20 protein-coding genes are annotated in these 26,716 nt (G+C 36.1%); 14 read left to right on the forward strand and 6 right to left on the reverse strand.

All coding sequences use genetic code 11. From position 1 onward, the window contains the following. The first annotated feature begins 32 nt into the window (after positions 1-32). Positions 33-1,583: an SLC5 family protein gene (locus tag RM706_RS11590; protein ID WP_311351637.1), complete on the forward strand. Its 1,551-nt coding sequence runs from the start codon at positions 33-35 to the stop codon at positions 1,581-1,583. 19 nt (positions 1,584-1,602) lie between these two features. Continuing rightward, positions 1,603-2,106, forward strand: a complete 504-nt coding sequence (locus tag RM706_RS11595) for a GNAT family N-acetyltransferase (RefSeq protein WP_311351639.1) — start codon at positions 1,603-1,605, stop codon at positions 2,104-2,106. On the opposite strand, the gene RM706_RS11600 is transcribed toward RM706_RS11595, so the two are convergent. Both RM706_RS11600 and RM706_RS11605 read right to left on the reverse strand, forming a co-directional pair. Then, entirely contained in the window at positions 2,101-3,174 is a 1,074-nt protein-coding gene (locus RM706_RS11600) for a transporter substrate-binding domain-containing protein (protein ID WP_311351641.1), read from the reverse strand. The two genes, RM706_RS11595 and RM706_RS11600, sit on opposite strands and share 6 nt — an antisense overlap. A 45-nt stretch (positions 3,175-3,219) precedes the next feature. Continuing rightward, positions 3,220-3,981, reverse strand: coding sequence for an XRE family transcriptional regulator (locus tag RM706_RS11605; RefSeq protein ID WP_311351644.1), 762 nt, complete (start codon positions 3,979-3,981; stop codon positions 3,220-3,222). 98 nt (positions 3,982-4,079) lie between these two features. Here RM706_RS11605 and RM706_RS11610 point away from each other — a divergent pair, with 98 nt between their 5' ends. From RM706_RS11610 to RM706_RS11620, 3 genes are all read left to right on the forward strand, one after another. Further along, complete coding sequence (locus RM706_RS11610) at positions 4,080-5,342, forward strand: putative DNA modification/repair radical SAM protein (RefSeq protein ID WP_311351646.1); 1,263 nt, start codon at positions 4,080-4,082, stop codon at positions 5,340-5,342. A gap of 374 nt (positions 5,343-5,716) precedes the next feature. Further along, positions 5,717-6,493, forward strand: coding sequence for a TIGR03915 family putative DNA repair protein (locus RM706_RS11615; RefSeq protein ID WP_311351648.1), 777 nt, complete (start codon positions 5,717-5,719; stop codon positions 6,491-6,493). A 9-nt stretch (positions 6,494-6,502) separates the two neighbouring features. Beyond that, the gene (locus RM706_RS11620) at positions 6,503-7,276 is read left to right on the forward strand and encodes a DNA alkylation repair protein (RefSeq protein WP_311351651.1); all 774 of its coding nucleotides are present in this window, start codon (positions 6,503-6,505) and stop codon (positions 7,274-7,276) included. Positions 7,277-7,343: 67 nt separating this feature from the next. Here the strand turns inward: RM706_RS11620 and RM706_RS11625 are convergent, their stop codons facing one another. After that, a complete protein-coding gene (locus RM706_RS11625) occupies positions 7,344-7,877 on the reverse strand; it encodes a DUF8685 domain-containing protein (protein ID WP_311351652.1) in 534 nt (177 codons plus the stop codon). Positions 7,878-7,989: 112 nt separating this feature from the next. Between RM706_RS11625 and uvrA the strand changes: the two genes are divergently transcribed. The 4 genes from uvrA to RM706_RS11645 all read left to right on the forward strand — a co-directional run bounded on the left by uvrA (position 7,990) and on the right by RM706_RS11645 (position 16,984). Further along, positions 7,990-10,851 (forward strand): excinuclease ABC subunit UvrA, encoded by a 2,862-nt coding sequence (uvrA, locus tag RM706_RS11630; protein ID WP_311351654.1) that lies wholly within the window; start codon positions 7,990-7,992, stop codon positions 10,849-10,851. Between the two features lie 11 nt (positions 10,852-10,862). Then, positions 10,863-11,549, forward strand: a complete 687-nt coding sequence (locus tag RM706_RS11635) for an LOG family protein (RefSeq protein WP_311351657.1) — start codon at positions 10,863-10,865, stop codon at positions 11,547-11,549. Positions 11,550-11,559: 10 nt separating this feature from the next. Continuing rightward, positions 11,560-14,415 (forward strand): gluzincin family metallopeptidase, encoded by a 2,856-nt coding sequence (locus RM706_RS11640; RefSeq protein ID WP_311351659.1) that lies wholly within the window; start codon positions 11,560-11,562, stop codon positions 14,413-14,415. Positions 14,416-14,572: 157 nt separating this feature from the next. Next, positions 14,573-16,984 (forward strand): alpha-ketoacid dehydrogenase subunit alpha/beta, encoded by a 2,412-nt coding sequence (locus tag RM706_RS11645; RefSeq protein WP_311351661.1) that lies wholly within the window; start codon positions 14,573-14,575, stop codon positions 16,982-16,984. Positions 16,985-17,015: 31 nt separating this feature from the next. On the opposite strand, the gene RM706_RS11650 is transcribed toward RM706_RS11645, so the two are convergent. Further along, positions 17,016-19,793 (reverse strand): M16 family metallopeptidase, encoded by a 2,778-nt coding sequence (locus tag RM706_RS11650; RefSeq protein WP_311351663.1) that lies wholly within the window; start codon positions 19,791-19,793, stop codon positions 17,016-17,018. Between the two features lie 510 nt (positions 19,794-20,303). On the opposite strand from RM706_RS11650, the gene RM706_RS11655 reads away from it, so the two are divergent. Continuing rightward, positions 20,304-20,681 carry a DoxX family protein gene (locus RM706_RS11655; protein ID WP_311351665.1) on the forward strand — a complete coding sequence of 126 codons (378 nt, stop codon included), beginning with the start codon at positions 20,304-20,306 and terminating at the stop codon, positions 20,679-20,681. On the opposite strand, the gene holA is transcribed toward RM706_RS11655, so the two are convergent. Beyond that, a complete protein-coding gene (gene holA, locus RM706_RS11660) occupies positions 20,682-21,683 on the reverse strand; it encodes a DNA polymerase III subunit delta (RefSeq protein ID WP_311351668.1) in 1,002 nt (333 codons plus the stop codon). 27 nt (positions 21,684-21,710) lie between these two features. Between holA and RM706_RS11665 the strand changes: the two genes are divergently transcribed. The 3 genes from RM706_RS11665 to RM706_RS11675 all read left to right on the forward strand — a co-directional run bounded on the left by RM706_RS11665 (position 21,711) and on the right by RM706_RS11675 (position 24,109). Continuing rightward, the gene (locus tag RM706_RS11665) at positions 21,711-22,157 is read left to right on the forward strand and encodes a type I restriction enzyme HsdR N-terminal domain-containing protein (protein WP_311351670.1); all 447 of its coding nucleotides are present in this window, start codon (positions 21,711-21,713) and stop codon (positions 22,155-22,157) included. Positions 22,158-22,169: 12 nt separating this feature from the next. Further along, on the forward strand, positions 22,170-23,171 hold the full coding sequence (locus RM706_RS11670; RefSeq protein ID WP_311351672.1) for a glycosyltransferase family 2 protein: 1,002 nt from the start codon (positions 22,170-22,172) through the stop codon (positions 23,169-23,171). An 86-nt stretch (positions 23,172-23,257) separates the two neighbouring features. Next, complete coding sequence (locus RM706_RS11675) at positions 23,258-24,109, forward strand: OmpA/MotB family protein (RefSeq protein ID WP_311351674.1); 852 nt, start codon at positions 23,258-23,260, stop codon at positions 24,107-24,109. A gap of 60 nt (positions 24,110-24,169) precedes the next feature. Here RM706_RS11675 and RM706_RS11680 read toward each other — a convergent pair whose 3' ends face one another. After that, positions 24,170-24,790 (reverse strand): L-threonylcarbamoyladenylate synthase, encoded by a 621-nt coding sequence (locus RM706_RS11680; RefSeq protein ID WP_311351676.1) that lies wholly within the window; start codon positions 24,788-24,790, stop codon positions 24,170-24,172. 84 nt (positions 24,791-24,874) lie between these two features. Here RM706_RS11680 and RM706_RS11685 point away from each other — a divergent pair, with 84 nt between their 5' ends. Continuing rightward, the gene (locus tag RM706_RS11685; RefSeq protein WP_311351678.1) at positions 24,875-26,713 is read left to right on the forward strand and encodes a sensor histidine kinase; all 1,839 of its coding nucleotides are present in this window, start codon (positions 24,875-24,877) and stop codon (positions 26,711-26,713) included. The last annotated feature ends 3 nt before the right edge of the window (positions 26,714-26,716 follow it).

Genomic DNA, 26,716 nt, shown 5'->3' on the forward strand with positions numbered 1-26,716 from the left:
GGAATATTTAAATCTCGATTATCGAGTTAATTATGGATTTAGTCGTAGTTGGTATCTATTTTGTTCTTGTAATGGTGATTGCACTCAGAGGCCGTCAAGATAAAGATGCCACTATTGACGATTACTTTCTCGGCTCTCGGAATTTAAGGTGGTATTCGATAGCATTTTCAACTATTGCCACTAACGTTCATGGCTATCAATTTTTAGGTATGATGGGATCTGCCTACTTATTCGGTTTAGCCCAGGCCAATTTTGAAATCAACGCGATACAAGGGCTCTGGATGGCTGCATTTATTTTTGTGCCGCTCTATTTAAAAGATAAGGTTGTTACCATTTCGCAATTCATTAAAAACAAATTAGGTAAAACTGTCTCTCTTACCTACTCTATCGCCAACATAGTGATGTTCGCCTTTTTAGGAATAGGTATTGCATTAATGTGGGGAGCTTATGTTGCTGAATTGGTATTTCAAGATGAGTTGCTCTTCATTAGCTCAAATAGGTTGACCCGATTGATTGTCCTTATTATTTTTCTTGGTGTTTTCTCGGCTATCTATACCTATTTTGGAGGTTTGGCCGCTGTAGTACGAACCGATATTTTGCAATTTGGGATTTTGACCTTGGGCGGAATTATGATTCTATGGGTTTCCATCAAAAGACTAGGTGGCTTTGAACAACTCTATGAAAAAACGCCTGATTTAATGCATCTTCATCTGCCTATTGACCATCCACAGCTACCGTGGCTTGGAATGTTGGGTTTGTTCTTTTTAAATATAAATTACTGGTGTGCCAATCAATCCGTAATTCAGCGCAGTTTAGCCGCCCGAAGTTTAAAAGATGCTCAAACCGGACTGATGATCGGCGGGGTCATGAAATATTTAATGGCATTGATCGTAATAATTCCTGGTATTGCGCTGGCAGGAATCCTAGGCCCAGAGGCGCTTGCAAATGAACCTGATCAAGCGTTTTCTTATATCGTTACGAATTTTTTACCGACTGGATTACGAGGAATCATGCTTTGTGCAATTTTCGCATCTTTAATGAGTACCATTGATTCTGTATTTAATTCGTTGGCAACCCTATTTTCTATTGATATTTATAAAGGTATCTTGAAAAAAGATGCCACGGATCAGCAAGTGGTGGCTACAGGCAGAAAAACCATTTTAGTGGGTTTATTCACTGGTATCATAACTGCTGTTTTTTTAATATCCTATAAAATATCTAATGCAGAATCCGCCTTCACCCATGCATTAAATGACTTACGCTACATTTTTAATACAGGCTTTGTTGTCATTATTTGTGTGGCAGTGTTTCTAGTTTTCCCTAAAAAGAAGTTGGCATTAATTGGCTTTATGGCTACGCTTCCGGTCAATTTAATTACAAGATGGCTATACCCAGATATGAATTATTTGATACGAGCGCTAATAATCATCTGTATTGGAATTTTATTGGTTGCCGTGCCCACAATGGCCAAGAATGGATTTAAACCAATACATGAATATGTGCAATTTGGCAGTAAGCAAGTAAAATGGTTTGGTTTCGGGTTGTTACTTTCATTATTGCTTTGCCATATAATATTCCACTAATACTGACCCTTAACTTTTTATGGAAAATATAGAAACTAAAAGACTCAATATAAAAGAGCTTCGCAAAGGTGATGCGCAATTTATGTTTAGGTTAATGAATAGTGCTGGTTGGCTTGAATTCATTGGTAATCGTGGCATCAAAAATGAAGAAGATGCAGAAAATTATATTTTAAACAATATTCTTCCTTCCTATACCAGGCATGGTTTTGGTTTGTATAAAATGATTCTAAAAGATAACCGCGAACCCATTGGTATTTGCGGACTGTTACAGCGTGACTATTTAAAACATCCAGATTTAGGGTTTGCCATTCTTCCTGAATTTGCAAAAAAAGGCTTTACCCTAGAGGCTTCAAATGCCATATTAAAGCACGCAAAGAAAAATCTACAAATTCAAAGTGTTGAAGCCATTACAGCAGAAGGCAATAAAGCCTCTATTAATCTTTTAAAAAAGATAGGATTCCTAAGTCAGGAAAAAATCACTAGAGCTAAGGAGGGATTATTACTATTCCGAAAGCATTTATAATTCAGTTAATCCAAATTCTGATAACACTACCTCCCATTCTTGGGTTTCTATAATTTCAAGAATACGCTGTGAAATCGCTTGTTCTAATAAAACAGAATCCTTTTTAATCCCAAAGGCATAAAACTGAACATCAAATTTCATTGGCAATAATTCTACTTTATTCAAGGAAGAGTCTTTTCGAATCCGATATTGTAAAATAGGTTCATCATAAATAAAACCATCGATTTTATGGTCACTTAAATCTTGCAAGCCAGGTAAAACGCCTTTATATAAACTAACATCTCTAAAAAAATGGCTCTTTAAAAAAGCATCTGCCTCAGATCTTTTGACAGTTCCAACGCGTCTTTTTTTGAAGGAACTAAAATCTTCCGTACTATTGGCCAATTGGTTAACGGTTAAGCTTGAAGCGATACTAGCCGTTAAGCCAGAAACAAACAATAAACCACTGAACATCAGTCCTAAAGCAGCAATTTTTCCCATTCGTGTTTTCGGCGCTTTATCCCCATACCCAACGGTCGATAACGTGACCATTGACCACCAAAGACCATCCCATATGCCGCGCCAACCTGGTCGAAAGTGTTCAGGATTTCCTTTATGTTCGGCCAACCACGTAATTAGACCAAAAAACAATAACATTATGAGCAATAGTAAAAACCCGCGTAAAAAATTAATATGGAAAAAAGCGCCAAAAAAATGTTTTACGCGCTGTAATGATGATTTTTGTGCGACGGCAATTGTGGAATGAGAAGCAAAAAAAGAATGGGTGAATTCCATTTCTTTGCTCCGCTCGCCAGTTATTGTCAAGGGATTAATGCTAACATCTAATTTTCCTTGTTTTAAGGAATCGAGCATATCGGCAAAATCCAATTGTACTAATTCATAATTTAAATTGAGGTCATCGGCCACCTGTTTCCACAGCCAAATGTTAATTCCTTCCAATAAACCATCTTCTTGAATAATAAAAGGTGGTGCTTTGGTAAAACCAACTCTAAGGGTGTCGGCAGAAACCTGAGAGAAGTGCTGTTGAAAGCTCAACAAAATTAGGACTAGTGGTAATAGTCTTGACATTTTCGGTAAAGGGTTGGTTTAAGTCTTAAAGATAACCCATAGCTCTTAATTTTTGACCTGCCCTACCTGTCTTTTTAATTCCTCCATAGATGCCTGAAGCTGACGTAACAATCCGGTCTCTGTGGTCGCATCTACATTAAAAGTCAATTTACTGCTTACTTCCCATATTTCTTGAACTTGAAAGGGCTTGATATCATATGGTGGAAAGGTTTCGTTCAAAGATACCAAAGTAATATTATTGGAGTTTGGACGTTTTTCAATCTTCTTGACCATAACTGAATCTTGTAGCACCACCACGTACATTTTATTGGCACTTACATGGTCAACATGTTCAACTGCCCTAGCGAGCACCCATTCTCCAGGGTGCAAATTGGGTAACATACTATCACCTTCTACCTGAAAACCTCTATAGGTCGCATTTCGAAACTCAGGAATGGGCAAATCAAATGCAGGCAATTGTTGGTACCAGCTTGTATCTGCTATATTTTGCGGATAACCAGCCGCCGCCTTAGCATTTACCAAAACCATATTATCTTGTTCGGCACTATCTACTGTTACCACTTTAGGAATCACGTTAGTATGAGAAGTTTCTAAATGCTTTGCCTCATTTTCGCCAAATAACCATAGCGGGTTTATTTTAAATTGACGCAATAGTTCGGCGACAACTTTACCTGAAAGTTTGGTACGCCCACGTTCAATATCGGCGGTAGTACTAGAAATACCCAATAGTTTGGCAAACTCTGCCTGTGTATGGCCCAAATCGCGCCGAACTTCAATAAATCTTTTTAATGTAAGCTCATTTTCCATACTCAAATATAACTAATTTGGATTATTTCCAAAATATTTTATGGAATATTTCCAATAATTGGAATATTTCCATATTTTTGAATGGAATAATTCCAATCATGAATTTTGAAAGAGTAAAAGAAAAACTGAATATCCTTGCAGACGCCGCTAAATACGATGTCTCATGCTCTAGTAGTGGTAGTAATCGTAAAAACAAGAACAAGGGCTTAGGAGATGCTTCAAAAATGGGCATTTGCCATAGTTATACGGAAGATGGCAGATGTGTTTCTCTGTTAAAAATCCTTTTGACCAATCATTGCATTTTTGATTGCGCCTATTGTGTCACTAGAAAAAGTAATGATGTAAAGCGTGCCGCTTTTAAAATTCAAGAGGTTGTTGATTTGACAATCAATTTTTATCGTAGAAACTATATTGAAGGGCTTTTTTTAAGCTCAGGAATATTCAAAAGCCCTGACCATACCATGGAACGCTTGATCGCTGTAGCAAAAAAGCTGCGCGACGAAGAAAATTTTAATGGTTATATCCACTTAAAGTCTATCCCTGGATGTAGTGATGAGTTAATGTATGAGGCCGGATTGTATGCAGACCGTCTTTCGGTCAACATAGAAGTCCCCACCGTATCTGGCCTCAAATTATTGGCTCCTGATAAAAAACATGAAGACTTTACCAAGCCTATGCTAAAGGTGAAGAATGAGCTGTTACGTTACAAAAATGAACGTAAAATAATCAAAAGCACTCCCAAATACGCTCCAGCTGGACAAAGTACCCAAATGATTATTGGTGCTACAGGCGAAAGTGACAAAGACATCATGTATTCAGCTACCTACTATTACAAAAAGTATCACATGAAAAGGGTGTATTATTCGGGCTATGTACCCGTGGCCGAAGATAGCCGATTACCTTCCATTGGATCTCAAGTACCCATGTTGCGGGAAAATAGATTGTATCAAACCGACTGGTTATTGCGTTTTTACGGTTTTGCCGTAAACGAAATTGTAAACGACGACCACCCAAACCTTGATGTTGATATTGACCCCAAACTCTCATGGGCCCTTCGAAATATGAGCCATTTTCCCGTAGACGTCAACAAAGCGGATAAACAAATGTTGGCCAGAATACCAGGTTTGGGCATGTTATCAGTAGGCAAGATTTTACAGGCTCGAAGATTTAGAAAACTGAACTGGGACCATCTTAAAAAGATTGGGGTGGCCCTCAACCGTGCCAAGTATTTTATGGTTTGTGACTCCCGCAATTGGGAAAGCCGTGATTTGGATGCGGAGAAAATCAAAGGAATGATTCTACAGACTTCAAGTGGTAAGTTCAGGAATCAGTACAGTCAACAATTGTCATTGTTTAACTAATATGGAAAGATTTGTCAATTCGATTGGTTTTCGCAATGCTGAGCGAAGTCGAGGCATAGAAAATTGTGTTGAGAATATAATCTTAAGAAAAGTTTGTTCTCGATACGATTCCTAAATGTTAGGAATTACTCGAACTAATAACATAAATTAAGGAGCATGGAAAAAACACTAGAAAAACAAAACTATCTAGAACGCAAACGTCAAGCCATTTTAAACTTGGGGTATGAGTATGTCAAATTTAGAAGCAGATCAAAAAAATCGTTACGAACACTAAAAAAAATTATACAAAAAAACGTAGGTCATTTCGAAGAAGTTTACGACTGAGAAATCTAGATTCCATCGAATCACTCAAACCGACACTAAAAAATATAACAATGAAAAAATCAAAAACCCTTATTTATGACGGAAGCTTTAATGGCTTTCTAACTGCAGTTTTTATAGCTTTTGAAGAAAAAATTGAAGTAGCTGACGTTCAAAAGAATGGTCATGCCCAAAATGGATTGTTCTCAGAAACGGAAACCATTTTCACCAATGTGAACAAAGCCAAACGGGTATGGAACGGTGTACGGGCAAAAAGCCATAATGCCATTACCAATATTTATTTTGCTTTTTTGAGTGAAGCAGAGGGCATTGAACCCATGCTATTTAATTACATTAAAAAGCTGATGGCGACCAAGGATAAAAAACAAGCTGACTTCTCTGATGAAACAGTCTTGTACATTTCGCAATTGGCGCGTAAGGTAGGGCGTGAAAAACATCGCATGGAAGCTTTTGTGCGATTTCAACTGACCAAAGATGACATCTACTTTGCGAATATCGAACCAGATTATGATGTACTTCCCCTTATCTCAAAGCATTTTCGTAACCGTTATGCTGACCAGCAATGGCTGATTTATGATGTAAAACGCAACTATGGTATCTTTTATAATTTAGATAGTGTAGAACTGGTTTCTTTAGACCTATCAGAAATACATTTTAACCGCACCAGAAAGAGTAAAGCTTTTACGGAAGGGGAATATGATTACCAAGAGCTTTGGAACAACTATTTTCAAAGCACCAATATCAAATCGCGCATCAATAGAAAACTACACACACAACATGTACCCAAACGGTATTGGAAGTATCTTAGTGAGAAAAAGCAAGCGGTTTAATTTTTTAAAATGGCACACAAACAGTTAAAACTTTGGTTTGATAAAGATTTGGCAATAAAGCTTTCCACTAAGTTGTTGGCAAACAACGTACAATTCGATAGAAAAGCCTTTGTTGCCTTGGTTGAAAATGGTGTCGGTGCATTGGAGTTAAAAGATCGTGTAGAATTTATTGCAGATGGACTACGAACATACCTTGATGAGGATTATGCCGTTGCCATACAGCAATTGATACCAATTCTAGGCCCAGAGAATGAGAAAGAAACTGGCATGTTCAAAGAATACTATTGGGTAATGCCCATAGCCAAATATGTAGAGAAATATGGCTTAGCGCATTTTGAAACTTCTATGAATGCCATTTATGAAATTACAAAAAGAAACACGGGCGAATTTACCATAAGACCATATTTGGAAAAGTATCCTGAACAAACCTTTGCCATAATGGAAGGATGGTCAAAGAATTCCAATAAACATGTACGTAGGTTATCCAGTGAAGGAGTTCGTCCAAGGTTGCCTTGGGCCTCTAAATTAGATTTGTTCATTAAGGACCCTACCCCTATCCTACCGATTTTAGAAAATTTAAAGGATGATTCTAGTAAGTATGTGCAAAAATCTGTTGCAAACTGTATCAACGATATTTTAAAAGATAACCTGGAAACGGGTAAAGAACTTATTGAAAATTGGTCGGTCAATGCTACTAAACAACGAAAGTGGATTATTAAACATGCGATTCGAAACTTATTAAAGGCCAATGATGATTGGGCGATACAAATTACAAGTCAATAGAAAGTTGTCCCTGGCATGTACCTAAATGTAAGGAAGTATTTAAGTGATAAAAGGAGAGTTCTTAAAACTAGAAGTTTTGCTTCCCTCGCTCCCCAACAAAATGATCACTCTTAGTCTTAAAAAGCACATTAAAACTGGTCAAAGAACCATAAATACGCGTGATGTATTGCTGCAGATCAATCTTCTCTTGGTCGTCAAGATTCTTACTACTATTGATTTTTTGTTCCATCACACGGATACGGTCACGAACCATTACAATTTTATGAAAGAAAGTGTCAATGGGCATTTCTTTGCTCGCTGTAGTATCACCAGATTCCAAAACTAACTTTCCTTTGCGCCATTTGTCTGCGATAGCCACTTTTTCATGGGTATCACTCCACTTTTCTAAAATCTTGACCAAAGAACTTTCCACATCAAAAAAACTAACGGAATCTACATCATCTTCTAGGGCCTCAATTACTTCGAATTCAGAATCAATGGCAATAGTTTCTAAGCCCTTATCCATAAAGGTTACCCAATAATGAATGGATGAGAGATTGGTAATCACACCTTTTCCATATTCTGAATGATTAATTCGCGAACCGATACCTAGTATTTTCATGATATATTTAATTGATAATAATAATTTCAAAAATAACGTATCACTTAACAAAAATGCAACTAAACCTTGCTTCATTTTTAAAGTCCAATTGCGTACTTTAGCAGCTTGTGCTATGATTAACTACGAAGAAAATATTGAGGTACGGGGTGCTCGCGTTCACAACCTCAAAGATATTGATGTCACTATACCTAGAGAAAAACTTGTTGTTATTACGGGCTTATCGGGTAGTGGTAAATCGTCATTGGCTTTTGACACAATCTATGCTGAAGGACAACGCCGATACATAGAAACCTTTTCTGCTTACGCTAGGCAATTTCTAGGAGGTCTAGAAAGACCTGATGTAGATAAAATAGACGGACTTTCTCCCGTTATTGCTATTGAACAAAAAACTACTTCAAAATCCCCACGGTCAACGGTAGGCACCATTACCGAGGTTTATGATTTTTTACGATTGCTCTTTGCACGTGCTGGTGATGCCTATAGCTATAATACAGGCGAAAAAATGGTCAGCTATAGTGATGAGCAAATCAAGCAGCTAATCATTGAATCTTACATTGGTAAGAAAATTAATGTGCTTGCCCCCATCATTAAATCAAGAAAAGGGCATTATAGAGAACTTTTTGAGCAAATTGGGAAACAAGGTTTTGTGAAAGTTCGAGTTGATGGTGTAATTGTAGATATCACCAAGGGAATGAAAGTCGACCGGTATAAAACCCATGATATTGAAATTGTTATAGACCGTTTAAAAGTGGGCGCAGGTGATGATTTTGACAAACGCCTTTCTGAAACCATAAATACGGCCATGTATAGCGGTAATAATGTATTAATGGTTTTAGAAGAGGGCGAAAAAATCCCACGTTATTTTAGTCGTGACTTAATGTGTCCCTCTTCAGGAATCTCCTATCCCACCTCTGAACCAAATACATTTTCATTCAATTCTCCTAAGGGAATGTGTCCGCATTGCAATGGCTTAGGGCATGTTTATGAGGTTAACGAATCGAAAATATTCCCGAATAAAAAACTATCAATCAAGGCTGGTGGTATTGCCCCCCTTGGTGAATACAAAAAATCTTGGGCTTTTAAACAATTGGAAACCATAGGGCAGCGCTACGATTTTGACATGGAAACCCCCATTGAAAAGATTTCTGAAGAGGCGATGAGCGTTATCTTGCAAGGCGGTAAAGACAGTTTTACCGTTGATTCTAAGTCTCTTGGGGTAAAACGTGAGTACCGTATTGATTATGAAGGGATTTCCAACTTTATCAAATCGCAGTTTGATGAGGCGAATTCTACATCAATAAAACGTTGGGCAAAGGATTACATGAATAAAATTGAATGCCCTACCTGTGATGGTTCGCGTTTAAGAAAAGAATCGCTCTACTTTAAAATTGATGAAAAAAACATTGCAGAGCTCGCGCATTTGGATATTGCAGAACTAGCTGATTTTTTTGATAATCTCGATGCAAAGCTAGAAGGCAACCAAAAAAAGATTGCGGAAGAAATCGTAAAAGAAATTCGGACTAGAATACGTTTTCTACTAGACGTTGGTCTAGATTACCTTTCTCTTAATAGAAGTTCAAAATCTTTATCAGGTGGTGAGGCACAACGAATTCGTTTGGCCACACAAATTGGTTCACAATTGGTGGGGGTTCTATATATTTTAGATGAACCCAGTATTGGGCTGCATCAGCGAGACAATAAGCGCTTGATCAATTCTTTGGCATCACTTCGCGATATTGGTAATTCAGTCATCGTGGTAGAACATGATCGCGATATGATTGAGGCCGCAGATCATGTCATTGATATAGGCCCTAAAGCTGGAAAACACGGTGGAACCATAATTTCTGAGGGACCACCCTCCCTTTTGAAAGACTACGACACGCTTACTGCTGATTACATTACTGGGCATAAAGCGATTGAAGTTCCTGAAAAGAGAAGAAAAGGTACCGGTAAAAAATTAGTATTATCTGGATGCACTGGTAATAATTTAAAAAACGTGACCGTTGAATTCCCGTTGGGTAAAATGATTGGCGTAACGGGCGTATCTGGTAGTGGTAAGTCCACCTTAATCAATGAAACCCTCTACCCTATTATGAATGCTCATTATTTCAATGGGGTCAAAAGACCAATGCCCTATAAAAAGATTAAAGGGTTAACACATATTGATAAGGTCATCGATATTAATCAATCTCCTATTGGACGGACTCCTAGATCAAATCCAGCGACCTACACCGGAACTTTTAGTGAAATTCGTTCATTGTTTGCAAAGACAACTGAAGCCACAATCCGAGGTTATAAACCAGGACGTTTTAGTTTCAATGTACAAGGCGGTCGTTGTGAAACCTGCATGGGTGGTGGACTTAAAGTCATTGAAATGAACTTTTTACCTGATGTTTATGTGGAATGTGAAACCTGTAATGGCAAACGTTTTAATAGAGAAACCTTGGAAATCAGATATAAAGGAAAATCTATTGCTGATGTGTTGGAAATGACGATGAACGAAGCCGTTGATTTCTTTGAAAACATTCCAAAAATCCACAGAAAGCTTAAAACAATAGTTGATGTCGGTCTGGGCTATATATCATTAGGGCAGCAGTCAACAACTTTATCTGGCGGAGAAGCACAACGGGTGAAACTGGCAACAGAACTATCAAAACGTGATACTGGAAATACCTTTTATATCTTGGACGAACCCACAACCGGTCTTCATTTTGAAGATATACGAGTTTTAATGGAAGTTTTGAATAAATTGGTTGACAAAGGCAATACCGTTCTAGTAATTGAACACAATATGGATGTTATTAAAATGGTTGACCATATTATTGATGTTGGTTATGAAGGTGGCCGTGGTGGGGGCATGATCGTTGCTCAAGGCACTCCAGAATTGGTGGCAAAAGATTCTAAAAGTTATACTGCAAAGTTTTTGAAAAAAGAACTAGAAGCAGGTAATAAGCAACTTAAAAACGCTGTTTAAATAGTAGTTATATGCGAAAAGAACAACATCACAAAGGCTGGAACGAAATTAAAACGAACGATTCTTGGGCCATTTTTAAAATAATGGGAGAATTTGTAAATGGTTTTGAGCGTATGAGTCAAATTGGGCCATGTGTTTCTATTTTTGGTTCTGCAAGAACAAAACCAGGAGAGCAATATTACGAAATGGCTGTTGAAGTTGCTGAAGCAATTGCAAAAGCTGGTTATGGTGTTATTACTGGTGGTGGTCCTGGAATTATGGAAGCAGGTAATAAAGGTGCAAACCTTGCAGGCGGAACTTCCGTAGGTTTAAATATAGACTTGCCCTTTGAGCAGCATGACAACCCATATATCGACCCAGATAAAAGTTTGGATTTTGATTACTTCTTTGTACGTAAGGTCATGTTCGTAAAATACTCACAAGGATTTGTGGTTATGCCCGGAGGGTTTGGAACTTTAGATGAACTTTTTGAAGCTATCACATTGATTCAAACAAATAAAATCGGTACGTTTCCTATCATTTTGGTAGGCTCTGATTTTTGGGGCGGATTGTTTGATTGGATAAAGAACACCATGCTAGAAGCCGGTACTATTAGCGCTAAAGATCTTGACTTAATAAAGCTAGTTGATAGCGGCAATGAAGTAGTCGCGATTATTGATGCTTTTTACAAAGGTCATAGTATGAGTCCTAATTTTTAATTTCAATTCTTTGGAAAAAGCCCGACATTTAAGATTACTTATAAAGATTACGTTCTTTTTGTTTGCTTTTTCATTGCATGCCCAACACGTAAATGAATTAACTGCCAGTCTTGATGGGGAATCAAATCAGATTGAAATAAAGCAGCGTTTCGTTTATGTCAATAACTCTAAAACGACCCTAAATTCTCTTTACTTTTACGACTGGAACAATGCTTATTCAAACAATACTACTCCACTTTCAAAACGCTTTGGAGAAGATTTTAATCGAAGCTTACATTTAGCTAAAAATAAAGAACGTGGGTTTACCATAATTACCAGTATTGTTGATGACTCTTATGGCGGATTAAATTGGGAAAGAACATCTGGTCAGGATATAATCAAAATAGAGCTCAGCAAGCCTTTAGCACCTAATGAATCTGTAGAGCTTTTTTTGACCTACACACTGCAGTTACCCAATGATAAATTCACAAAATATGGGCACAAGGCTGATGGTGGGTTTTATTTAAAAGATTGGTACTTAACACCAGTTGTTTTCAAAAGTGAATGGTTATTATATTCCAATAAAGGGTTAGATGATCTTTATACTGATATTGCCAAGACCGATATCAATTTAATTTTTCCAAGGGGTTTGTTTGCAGCATCAAACTTCGACTATTCAAACGTTTCCACATTTCCAGGAGGACAGCGCATGACTCTCAAAGGTGAAAATCGTAAAAGTTGTCAAATCATTATTACTCCGCAAAAACAGTTCACCAAACATATTACGAGCCAATTAACAGTAACTACCGATATAAATGCTTCAAAGTATGATGATATTTCACAAGGAATATCCATTAATAGGGTAACTAAATTCTTAAATGAAAATTTGGGAAGCTATCCGCACCGAAATTTGTTGGTAAGTGCCTTAGATTATAATAAAAGTCCTCTCTATGGGCTTAATCAGTTACCTTCTTTTGTTCGGCCTTATGAAGAACAGTTTCAATTTGAAATGATGTTCTTAAAAACAGCCTTGAATAGCTTTCTACAAGAGACCCTCTTTCTAGATCCTCGTAAAGAACGTTGGGTAAACGATGCCATAGCTAACTATTTGATGATTAATTATGTGGAAAAAAATTATCCTGAGCAAAAATTAATTGGCAAACTTTCTAATGTTTGGGGTGTGCGTGGATTTCATTTAGCGAAGATGGATTTCAATGAGCAATACTATCTTTTACAGATGCTTTCCGCTAGAAGAAATATTGATCAATCACTAAACACACCCAATGACTCTTTGATAATTTTTAATCAAAAAATCGCTAATCGATATAAAGCTGGACTTGGATTGGCCTATTTGGCTGATTATATAGGTAAAGAAAGGGTTGACAGTACTATTATTGATTTTTATAATGTCCAAAAATTAGTTCCAAAGACTAATGTATCTGATTTCAGAGAGGTCTTAAAACAGTGCGCTGATGATGAAATTGACTGGTTTTTTGACGAGTATGTTGGGACTAGGAAAAAAATAGACTTTAAAATCAAAAAAATTGAAAAGACTGAAGATTCCATTACGTTTACTTTAAAAAATAAAAGAGGTACCAATGTGCCTATTTCTTTATTTGGACTTCAGAAAGATAGTGTGGTCTCCAAATACTGGTTTTCAGATATTGACAGCTCAAAAACCTATACCATACCGCGTTCTGGAGAAGACAGACTGGTATTAAATTATGACCAAAAAATTCCTGAATTCAATCAAAGAGATAATTGGAAAACCTTGAACGGTTTTTTTTCAAGTAATAAAAAGCTTCAATTTCGGTTTTTTAAGGATACTGAAGACCCATATTATACCCAAGTATTTTATGTTCCAATAGTTAACTTCAATATTTACGACGGCATTACCCCAGGTATGCGTATTTATAATAAAACTTTTTTAGAGCGACAGTTCAATTACGATATTTCTCCGACCTACTCTTTTTTAGAGCGTACCCTTGTGGGCAGTGCAAGTGTTCGATATCGAAAGTACCATGGAAAAAGTGGGCTTTACGTTTCAAATTATTCTATTGGAGGAAGCACATCACATTTTCAAGAAAACTCTCGTTTTACTACCATTACTCCCGCCATAAGTTTTGGATGGAGACCTAATGATTTACGTTCTAACAGAAGGCAATCCCTATTATTCAGACATCGAAATGTATTTAGAACTATCGATGAGGGCGTCTTGGCAGATCAGAGTATTGATTTAGATTTGGCAAACAATCCTGATTATAGCGTTTTTAATATTCGCTATAGAAATTTTGACAATAACATTATAAATTATAAATCTTCACTTTTAGATTTTCAGCATTCTAGTGAGTTTACCAAATTGTCGTTAGAGTTGGAGTATAGAAAACTTTACGAGAGTAACCGCCAACTAAATTTGAGGTTTTATGCAGGTAAGTTTTTAAGAAATAAAACGAATTCTGATTTTTTCAGTTTTGCTTTAGATAGACCTACAGACTATATGTTTGATCTAGGCTATTTAGGACGTTCAGAAGATAGTGGTTTAACCAGTCAACAAATTATCATTGCCGAGGGGGGGTTCAAATCGCAATTTGAAGACCAATTCGGAAGTGATTGGATTGCTACAACCAATGCAAGTTTTAATCTTTGGCGTTGGGTCGAACTTTATGGCGATATTGGTTTTATTGGGGATAGAAGTGAAAATGCACGTTTTGTTTATGATTCGGGGGTACGCCTAAACTTGGTCACTGATTACTTCGAGTTATACTTTCCTATTTATTCCAATAATGGATGGGAAGTAGCCCAACCTAACTATGCTAATACCATTCGTTTTGTCGTTACCATCAGTCCAAGAACTCTTACCGGACTGTTTACACGTAGATGGTTTTAATTATTGAATCAACAAAATAAATCGCTGTTCACATCATTTTTTTTATATATTCTTTTTATTTATAACATTTTTTTGTGGTTTTATTAATAAAACAAATTTTAAGGACTAGTATAAAAGCTTCGTTTTTTGTACTTTTGCACAAAATCTAATTCACTTCATGAAAACTGACCCTAAGACAAGCACAGATATTTCTTTTGATGATTTTCAAGCTCAAATCTTAAGTGATTATAGACTTGCGGTCATTAGTAGGGAATGTAGTTTGCTTGGGCGACGTGAAGTACTTACAGGCAAGGCAAAGTTTGGCATATTTGGTGATGGAAAGGAGCTTCCGCAACTTGCAATGGCGAAGGCCTTTAAAAATGGCGATTTTAGAAGTGGTTATTACCGCGACCAGACTTTTATGATGGCATTGGGTCATCTTAACCCGAAAGCATTTTTTCATGGACTATATGCCACCACTAGTTTAGATAAAGAACCGATGAGCGCTGGTCGTCAAATGGGTGGGCATTTCATGACTCATAGTATCAATGAAGATGGTAGCTGGAAAGATTTGACCCAACAAAAGAACAGTAGTGCTGATATTTCTTGCACAGCGGGTCAAATGCCGCGCTTGTTAGGGTTAGCACAAGCTTCACAAATTTATAGAAATGTTGAGGGTATAGACCAAGCTAATTTTTCAGATAAAGGAAATGAAGTTGCCTGGGGAACTATTGGAAACGCCAGCACTAGTGAAGGACATTTTTTTGAAACTATAAATGCTGCTGGGGTATTACAAGTACCCATGGTCATTAGTATTTGGGATGATAACTATGGTATATCAGTACCTGCTGAATTTCACACTACGAAGAGTGATATTTCTGAGATTCTTAAAGGATTACAACGTGATGAACAGAATAAGGGTTATGAAATATTAAAAGTTAAGGGTTGGGACTATACCGCTCTTATACATGCCTACGAAAATGCTTCGGATATTGCTCGTGATGAACATGTACCTGTTATGATACATGTTACGGAACTGACACAACCTCAGGGTCATTCAACTTCCGGCTCTCACGAACGCTATAAGAGTGCCGAACGTTTAGAATGGGAAAAGGAAAATGACTGTAACAAACGTTTTAGAGAATGGATATTGGAAAACAATATTTCCGAAGAAGAGTACTTAAAGGAAATAGAAAAGTCTTGCAAGCAAGAAGTACGTAATGCAAAAAAAGAGGCTTGGGCAGAATTCTTGGCCCCGCATATTGAAAAAAAGAAGATACTTGTTAATTTGATGACCAATGCTGCGAACAATAGTCCAAATAGAACTTTTATTACCAAAGTGCTTAATGATTTAATTGCTATTGAAGAACCTATTAAAAAAGACTTAGCATCGCATGCCAGAAAGGCTTTACGTTATTTGATAGGTGAAGAAAACGAATACAAAACAAACCTCCAAAGTTGGGTGCAATTGTTTTTGTCCGAAAGTCAACCAAAATTTAGTTCTCATCTTTTTAGTGAGTCAGAGAATAAGGCAACCTATATTCCTTCTCTAAAACCTGCCTATGAGAATGAACCCGAACATGTCGATGGCCGAATGATTTTAAGGGATAATTTTGATAGGTTATTTGATAAATATCCTGAAGCTCTGGTTTTTGGTGAAGATACTGGAAATATTGGCGATGTAAATCAAGGTTTAGAAGGGCTTCAAAAAAAATACGGGAAATATAGAATTGCTGATACTGGTATTCGCGAATCTACCATTATTGGTCAGGGAATTGGTTTAGCCATGCGTGGCCTTAGACCTATTGCAGAAATTCAATATCTTGATTATATACTTTATGCTATTCAAACCTTAAGTGATGACTTAGCAACTTTACGCTATCGTACTATGGGCAAACAAATTGCTCCATTAATAGTGCGTACACGCGGTCATCGTCTTGAGGGCATATGGCACTCCGGCTCACAAATGGGTGGATTAATACATCTACTTAGAGGTATTTACATTCTAACCCCCCGAAACATGACTCAAGCAGCTGGGTTTTATAACACTTTGATGAAAAGTAATGAGCCAGCTATAGTCATTGAAAGCTTGAATGGTTATCGGCTTAAAGAACCTAAACCAAATAATCTTGGGGAGTTTTGCACGCCAATAGGAGTTGTTGAAACCATGAGGACAGGTTCAGATATCACTCTTTTGTCATACGGATCTACACTTCGAATTGTTCAAAAAGTTGCCAAAGACCTGCAAGAAGTTGGTATAGACGCTGAAGTAATTGATGCGCAGTCTCTGCTGCCTTTTGATATCAATCATGATGTTGTCAAAAGCATCCAAAAAACCAATCGGTTATTGGTCATTGATGAAGATGTTCCAGGAGGGTGTTCAGCTTATTTGATTCAAGAACTAATTGAAAAGCAGCTTGCGTACAAATATCTTGATAGCGCACCTCAAACATTAACCGCTAAGGCGCATAGACCTGCATATGCCTCTGATGGAGATTATTTCTCAAAACCAAATGAGGAAGATATTTTCGAAAAGGTCTACGAGATAATTCATGAGTCAGACTCAAGTAATTATCCAAAACTTAGATAAAAAAGTGGGGCAATTCGCCCCGCTTCCCTTTTTAATTCTTTATTTCTGTGTCTGTTTTTACAGCCGGTACAAGCGGTTTGCCGTCAGCATCTATTTCTATAATATTATCAAACCCAAGTTCATCTAGCTTGGTTGCCATTTTAGCTCTATCGCCTACCATAAACCAATTTACGGCTTCTGGTTTAATGACCTGTTTACCTACTTTTCTAACATCATCCACAGACAATTCGCGCACATTTTTATCGTATTTCTGATAGTAGTCATCTGGTAAATTATAACGCACTAAATTTCTAATGGAAGAGTTTACAGAACTATTGGTTTCCCACTGTCCAGGCAGCTTAAGTACTTGATTCGTCTTTACTTTTTCAACTTCTTCATCTGTAGCAGGGCGTGTCGATACAAATTCAGAGATCTCTTTGCGAATTTCAGTCACTGATTCCGCAGTCTTATCTGTTTGAACTGAGGTATATACAATAAAAGGTCTTTCTTCTTTTGAACCCAGTACAAGACCGCCCGCACCATAAGACCAGTGTTTATCCTCACGCAAGTTCATATTGATACGAGATGTGAAATCTCCGCCAATGATACTTACCATTTGATCCAACGCAACTTCAGATAAATCTCCATACTTCTCAGTCAAATGACCCGCAATTATAATAGACTGTTCTGATTCTGGCCTATTCATTAAATACAGGGTGTTTTTTGAATTCGTATTGGGTGCTCTGAAGGTAACTGAAGGTACATCTGCTTTTTTCCATTTACCAAAAGCTTTTTGAAGTTTTGGTTTTAACTCGCTCATTTCCATATCGCCAGTCACCAAAATGGTAGAGTTATTGGGCTTAACCCAAGTATCATAAAATTTTATAGCATCTTCCCTGGTCAACTTTTCTACAGTTTCTACGTATCCAGTGCCAGTATATGGATTGCTGTAAGGGTGGTCCTCACCATACATATACTTATTCATGACCCGCAAGGCCATTGAAAATGGCTGCGATTTTTCTCTCTTTATATCATTTATTTGTTGATCGCGCAATCTTGTAAATTCGCTTTCGGGAAAAACCGGATTCAATATTACATCAGCAAAAAGATCCAGACTGGCATCAAAGCTCTGTTTTAAAGTATTAATATCAACAACTGACAGGTCTTGATTTGAATAGGTACTTAACGAAGCACCTAAAAGTTGAAGCTTTTCATTGATTTGAAGCGAGCTGAAATCCTTAGAACCCTCATCCATCAAATTCATTGCTATATCTGCTGTTCCTGGACTTGATAAATAATCCGTCTTGTAGCCCGCATCAACAACAAGACTCATCACCACAGTAGGCACACCTGTTCTTTTTGCCAATACAATATCTAATCCGTTTGATAGCTCAGCTCTTTGTAATTCAGGAAAACTAGAGCTTTTTTGTGGTCCAAGTTTTGGTAATTTAGATCGGTCTATTGTAGTTTTTTCAACCACATACTCCGGAAAAGGATTGCATACCAACACATGCTTGCCCTTTGTCAGCCATTTCTTTGCAGTATTCTTCAAATCTTCTATTGTGGCATCTTCAACAAATCTAAGTTGTGTTTTGTAATAAGATGCATCACCGTGATATGTTTCATTAGAAGCTAGAATATCCGAAACACCTCCAAAACCACCTATACGCTCTAAGCCCTTAATGAAATTTGAAAAATATGCAGCTTTTACTCTTTTTAATTCCTCTGACGTTGGACCGTTAGCGATAAAGTCATTTATTTCTGATTCAAGCTCCATCTTAAGTTTGTCAGCATCTTGACCAGATTTTACATTCAAATAGGTAATGAACCTACTCGCAATCTCAGAAGAGGCTTGATAAGAAACCACCCTACTCGCCGTTTGGTCTTCATAAACGAACTTCTTATAAAGTCTTGAATTCTTACCGCTAGTAAGGACCGCTGAAATTAAATCAAAATGTAAATCCTCTTTTGAGCCAAATTGAGGAGTGTTCCATGCAAAAAGAACTCTTGTTTCAGGCACTCTGTCTTGGTAAACTTGATATGTATCTCCATTATGAACAGGAATATTTACTTCTTGCCTTTCAATTGTCGGTCCGGCTGGTATATCTCCAAAATAACTCAAAACTTTTTGATATACTTCTTTCGGATTGATGTCACCGGCCACGGCAACTACAGCATTTGCAGCTCCATAATACGACTTAAACCATTCCTGCACATCTTCTAGCGATGCCGCATTTAGATCTTTCATTTCACCTATCACGGTCCAAGAATACGGATGTCCTTTAGGGTACATAGCTTTTGTAAGGTAATCTCCTTGCATACCATAGGGTTGGTTCTCTCCTTGACGCTTTTCATTTTGCACAACCCCTCTTTGCTCATCTAATTTTTCTTGATCTATGGCTCCTAATAGATGACCCATACGATCAGATTCTAAAAACAAAACCTGATCCAAGGCAGATACGGGCACATTTTGAAAGTAGTTGGTACGGTCGTTATTAGTGGTACCGTTTAAATCTGTAGCTCCTATACGTTCAAGAGCCTGAAAATAGTCATCATTAAAATTCTCGCTCCCATTAAACATTAAATGTTCAAACAAATGTGCAAATCCACTCTTTCCAGGTTTTTCATTTTTAGAACCCACGTGATACCAAACATTTACGGCAGCAATAGGGGCTTTATGATCTTCATGAATCAATAAGGTTAATCCGTTAGGCAATATGAATTTTTCATATTTGATATCGATGTCACTAGCCTTAAACTCAAAATCTTGGCTATAGCAGAACTGAGTAGTCAATAATAGGACTGATAAAGCAGTAATAATTTTTTTCATTCTATTGATTTTTGATTGATAAATATACTGTCCTACAAGGTAATCATAACTTCTATTTCTAGCAATACGAACAATTTTTAAGTTTATATAATTTGTTCAAGTCAATAATGCAAAATCTGTCAGACTGTATAGACAATTTACAAGTCCTCCTTGGTAAGTGATTATGCAAATTGTCAATAAAAATAGTGACGGTATTTATGAAGTCTTTATTGCTGAAGAACAGCTCAAAATCTGGTTGAATTTAAATTTGTGAAAAATGATGATGAATTTGAGTTAAAGAACATGCCAAACAGAGAGATACATTTTGAATATAAGCTTGAAAAAATAATATATGAAGCTATTTTTGACAATGAAAAAGGAAATCAAGATGTAAATTAGTTATGACTGTTAGTTAGAGTTTAAAGAACCTCTTTTGATTAGGCTTTACGTTTAGTTATCAACTAAATATCAACACCATTAAAATTATCGAAAAAATAAATAAATTTACAAAAACTAAAATCCCCCTCTTAGATGAAAAGTAACGGTTTAGCGCACATAGGTTTGGCGGTCTTGCGAATATTACCCTCTTTAATGATGTTATCTCATGGTTTTCCAAAATTTAAAAAACTAATCTCAGGCAACTTAGAATTTGGAAACCCTATTGGTATTGGTGAAGCACCATCACTTTTTTTGGCAGTAGTTGGAGAGTTTATAGCCCCAATATTGATTATTATTGGTTACAAAACTAGATATGCAGCTGTACCCGCACTTATTACCATGTTAGTAGCTGGTTTCATAGTTCATGGTACTGACCCATTTGGTACCAAGGAAAAAGCATTCTTATATGCTGCTTTTTACATTGCTATCATATTATTAGGACCAGGCAAGTACAGTGTGGATAAAAAATAGTTAAAATAAAGTTGCTAATAGTTCTTTCAGTAAATCGTGCTGCGATATATTTTGGCTACCAACACCTTTACCCTTTAAATCTAGTTTTCTAAGATTTGAAACTATTTTACTCACTTTTTTCATAGGGTAATTTTTTGCTGCAGTTTGATATTCTTCCACAAAATAGGGGCTCACGCGAAGTACTTGAGCGATGGCCTTAGGCGAATGGTCATTCATGCCATGATACTGCAACAACTGCGTAAAAAAGCTGTGTAATAAGGTAACCGTTACAACGAAGGGATTATCTTTTGGGTTCTGCGCAAAATAATTAATAATACGGGTTGCTTTTTTGATATCACGCTCTCCTACTGCTTTCTTTAATTCGAAATTATTGAAGTCTTTACTTATGCCAATATACTTTTCAATATGAATTGAAGTGATTTCAGTCTGTTTGTCGACTACCAAAAAAAGTTTTCCAAGTTCATTACTGATTTTACTCAAATCGGTTCCTAAAAATTCTACCAATAAAGCTGCTGATTTCGGGGTAATTTGGTATCCTTTGCCATTAATAAAACGCTTGATCCAATCTGCTACTTGGTTTTCGTATAATTTTTTACTTTCAAAGACAATACCATTTTTTGACAAAACTTTGTAGACGGCCTTTCGCTTATCTAGTTTTTTATATTTATAACATATGACCAAAATAGTTGTTGTTTGCGGATTCTCGGCATAGGCAACCAATTGCTCAATGGCTCTTGACAAATGTTGTGCTTCTTTAACAATAATAACTTGGTGCTCAGCCATCATTGGATATCGTTTTGCATTTGATACAATCTCTTCAACACTAGTATCTTTGCCATACAACACCATTTGATTAAAGCCCCGTTCTACTTCAGTAAGTACTTTTTTAGAAATATAATCGGAAATAACATCAATATAAAAAGGCTCCTCGCCCATCAAAAAGTAAATCGGGTTCAGACTCCCATTTTTTATATCATTAAGAATACGCTTAGCTTCTTCCATCTAAAAAAAAATCATCAATTTTGTGTAATGCAGGCGCTCAACTTTCCAACATATCATTTTCGCCTTAAAAATACCGAAAATAGCACCTATATATTTGATGTGATTCGTAAAAAATTTGTGGTATTGCAACCTGAAGAATGGGTTCGACAACATGTTCTCTGCTTTTTAATGGAAACAAAGGGGTATCCAAAAAGTCTTATTAATGTTGAAAAACAAATAATCATCAATGGTTTGCGAAAAAGATATGACATCATCATTTTCAATAAATATGGCGAAATAGATATTTTAATTGAGTGTAAAGCACCTGATGTAGATATCACGCAAAAAGCATTTGACCAAATAGCAATTTATAATTTAAAGGTAAATGCAAAGTATATCATGGTGAGCAATGGTATCAACCACTATTACTGCCAAATAAATCATGAAGAAGAAAAATACACTTTTCTAAAGGAAATTCCTGATTTTAACCGTTAATTTGCTCCGGTTTTGAAACTTGCTATTGTCATATTAAATTGGAATGGTTCCAAGCTGCTTAAAGAATACCTTCCTAAAGTAGTGGAGTATTCAAAAGATGCTTCGATTTTCGTTATTGACAATGCGTCAACCGATGATTCTTTAGAAGTTTTGACTTCAAGTTTCCCTGAAATTCAGGTCATTTCAAATAAAGAAAATCTTGGGTTTGCAGGAGGGTATAACGAAGGATTAAAGCGGATTGAAGCGGATGTTTTTTGCTTATTGAATTCGGATGTTGAAGTTACCCAAAATTGGACAGTTTCAATTATAAATGCTTTTCAAGCAAATCAAGAAATCGCAATCGCTCAACCTAAGATTCTGGACCTTAAAAATCGCGAATACTTTGAGTATGCCGGTGCAGGTGGTGGTTTTATTGATAAATTAGGATATCCATTCTGCAGAGGGCGTATATTTCAATGCCTTGAAAAAGATACAGGGCAATATGATGATATCACTGAAGTATTTTGGGCCACAGGCGCATGTATGTTTATTAAAAAAGAGGTCTTTGCTGATTTAAAAGGGTTCGATGCCTCCTATTTTGCACATCAAGAAGAGATTGATTTGTGCTGGCGAGCAAAAAATAGAGGGTACAAAGTGTATTATATTGGAAAAAGCCATATATACCATCTTGGTGGATCCACACTCAAGAATTCAAACCCGAATAAAACGTTCTTGAATTTTAGAAATTCACTTTACTCTATAACCAAAAACCTACCAAGAAAGAATGCTTTTGAATTGATTTTCAAACGTTTACTACTAGATGGTATTGCGGTAATACATTTTGCCGCACAGTTTAAATTCTTACATAGTTTTGCTATATTAAGAGCTCATTTAAGTTTTTATCGTAACTTTTCTAGGGTTTTTAAGAAGCGTGAAAAAGCTAATTTTGTATTAAATTATTACTTTGTGAAATCCATTGTGTGGTCACACTTCGTACATCAAGTGAAGAATTTTAACATTTTAGTAAAAGATTAACTGTCAGGCAAACTTGCTAAATTGCAATTATTATAATTTTGCCCCAGTTACTGAATTAGTAATTAACCAGAATAAAATATTCATTTATGAAAAAATTAGTTTTAGGCACTTTAGGTGCAGCTGTATTATTGACATCTTGTGTATCACAGAAAAAATATGCAGAGCTGGAAGCACGACATAAAGAGGCACAAGATCTTTTAAATTCAGCTACTGTTAAGCTTAATGATTGCTTGGAAGAAAAGGCATCTGCCACTTCAAAAATGAATGCGTTAGAGGATCAAAACGCTTTTTTAAGAGCTAACAATCAAGAATTGATCAACAATATGGGTGATTTAACTACCCTTACCGCAAAAGGGGCTGAAAACCTTGAAAAATCATTAGAAAGTCTTCAAGAAAAAGATTTGACAATCCGCAGACTACAAGACGCGGTAACACGAAGAGATTCTGTTAACCTTTCATTGGTTCAAAGTTTAAAAGGTGTTTTAGGTAATCTTGATGATGAAGATATTGAGGTAAGTGTTGAAAAAGGAGTCGTATTTGTTTCTATTTCCGATAAATTGTTGTTCAGCAGTGGTAGTTACAACATTAGTTCAGCTGCCAAAAATGTTCTTAGTAAAGTTGCCAAAGTAGTGAACAATAAACCAGACTTTGAGTTTATGGTCGAAGGTCATACAGATGATGTACCATATAGAAGCGGTGTGTTATTAGACAACTGGGATTTAAGTGCAAAAAGGGCAACGGCTATTGTTCGTGTTTTACAAAACGATTATGGTGTAGACCCTAAGCGTATGACAGCTGCCGGTCGTGCGGAATTTGTTCCTGTTTCAACTACCGATAAATCTAAAAACAGAAGAACCCGCATCGTTGTTCTTCCAAAAATTGATCAATTCTATAGTATGATTGAAGAAGGAATGAAAGATCCAGCAATCAATGAATAGTTGATTTAATCAAATAATAAAAAATAAAAAGAGCGACAAATTTGTCGCTCTTTTTTCTTTCTAAAGAATATCTAAAGAACCTTTGCCCTCCCTAATCACATCAGGTTCGCCTTCAGATAAGTCAATTATTGTTGAAGCTATATTACCCCCATACCCACCATCGATAACAATATCTACAAGGTTTTGCCATTTTTCAAATATAAGCTCTGGATCTGTGGTGTATTCGAGTACATCATCATCATCGTGTATCGAAGTTGAAACAATAGGGTTTCCCAAACTTGAGACCAGTGCCTGGGCTATTGAATTATCTGGTACGCGAATACCTACAGTCTTTTTCTTTTTAAAGTCTTTAGGCAAATTGTTATTTCCAGGTAATATAAAGGTATAGGGACCCGGTAAAGCACGTTTTAAAATTTTAAAGGTAGCGGTGTCTATTTGTTTTACATAATCAGAAAGATTACTTAAATCTGAGCAAAGAAATGACCAATTCGCCTTATTTAGTTTGATATCTTTAATTCGAGCTATTCTCTCAAGGGCCCTAGATTTTGTAATATCACAACCAAGTCCATACACTGTATCTGTAGGGTATATTACCAAACCCCCATTCTGCAGTGCTTTAACCACTTTTGCTATTTGATTGGGACTAGGGTTGTCTTCATATATTTTGATATACTCTGCCAAACTTAATTTTCTTTATCGAATTTAACTTTAAAAGTGCAATTTACGGCAGCCCTCCGCGTTAAAAAGCTGTCCCATATAGCGTTCATGAAAACAATAAGAGGAAGAATACTTCTAGCTTTTTTAATACTGTGCCTATTAATAGCACCATTTCTACTATTCTCATTCGTTTCATTACGTAAAATAAATAATTCAAAAAACTTAAAAGAACAAGTAGATATACTCAATATTAATAGGTTAAAGGCTATTAATCATTTTGACATAGCGATTAAGGCAGATATTAAACTTGATTCTTTCTATATAACAGAAACCAGCTCAAACTTTAAAAAACAACGGCACTATATTGACTTAGCAAAACAATCGCTTAGGTTGGCACAGTATTCCGAATTTCCAAAAAGCAACATTATCCCTAAAAGAATTCAAGGAGTTGAAGATGAAATAGAGAATATTATTGAAAAGTCTAATAAGGTTGTTGAATTGCAATTGAGAAGAGGCTTTCGAGATTATGGCCTGGAGGGGCTAATGCGAGAGAAAATACACGCGCTCGAAAATAATAGTGAAGGATTGACTCTTGCAGAAAACTTAATGCTACGCAGAAGGGAGAAAGATTATTTTCTTAGAGATGATCTTCACTATGCAGATTTGCTTAATACAGAATGTGAGGTACTAATCACAAAACTATCTAAAAGTGAAGATGCCATTAAGACTAAAAAGGCTTTGGCAGAATATCTTGCTATTTTCAATGAAATAGTAGCTATTGAACAAGAAATTGGAAATGAATCTTTGGGCTTATTGTTTGAACTTAATCAAGCGAACACAGCACTAGATAAAAAAGTCGCCAAACTTTCAGAAGTAATTGAAACCGATTTAAACTACCTCGAAAGTAGTATAAAATCTTATATTATATTGTTCTTTGGCCTGACAATAGCCTTTGCAATTGTTTTTGCATTTTTATTTTCCGGTCATATTGCGAAACCTATTCAAGGACTCATCCAAAATATGGATACCATTTCAGAAGAAAATTTTAAGGAAAACCACAAAATAACTTCAAAATTTGAATTAAAAGAATTAAAGATTCTTACTCAAAAATACAATGATTTAGTTGCAAAAATCAGGAATCAGATACGTGACCTACACTCCAATAACAATGAGTTATATGATTTAACTCTTAAATTATCAGAATCTGAAAATGAACTTAAAGAAGCCTCAGCAATAAAAGATAAGTTCTTTTCTATCATATCACATGATTTAAGGGGGCATACCGGTAATATACTTTCGCTGGCTAACATCTTAGACCAAGATGGTAATGAATTGTCAGAAAATGAAAAGAGTGTTTTTGTAAAGTACATGGTCGATTCTTCTCAAAACTTGCAATTATTATTAGACAATCTACTCAATTGGGCGAAATCGCAAATGAACGATCATGATATTTCTAAAAAGTCCTTTAATATTGGAAAGCTTGTCGAAAACAACATTGAATTATTCAAAGACAATTCTTTTAGGAAAAAAGTAAAAATCACTTTCAAGAATAATGATAGGTTTAAAGCATATGCCGATAAAGATATGGTTGATTTTATTATTCGAAACTTATTATCAAACGCTCTGAAATTCACAAAAAGTGGCGATACTATTTCCTTTAAAATTAGTGAGGTAGGTGTAAAATTAAAAGTTGAAATTACAGATACAGGTGTTGGGATGTCTAAAGATGAAATTGAAGTGCTATTAAATTCTGATGATGGTGGTTTCACTAAAAAGGGCACTGAAAATGAAGTGGGCACAGGGCTTGGTTTTTCTATCTGTAAAGATTTTGTGCGTAGAAACGGCGGGGAAATTGAAATTACTTCAAAGAAAGGCAAGGGAAGTACTTTTTCTTTTACTTTACCAACTTCTTTAACAAGAGAAAGTATTGAAAATTTAGTAGTTTAATCC

The organism is Croceitalea rosinachiae, from assembly GCF_031846445.1.
In the GTDB taxonomy this organism is placed as follows: domain Bacteria; phylum Bacteroidota; class Bacteroidia; order Flavobacteriales; family Flavobacteriaceae; genus Croceitalea; species Croceitalea rosinachiae.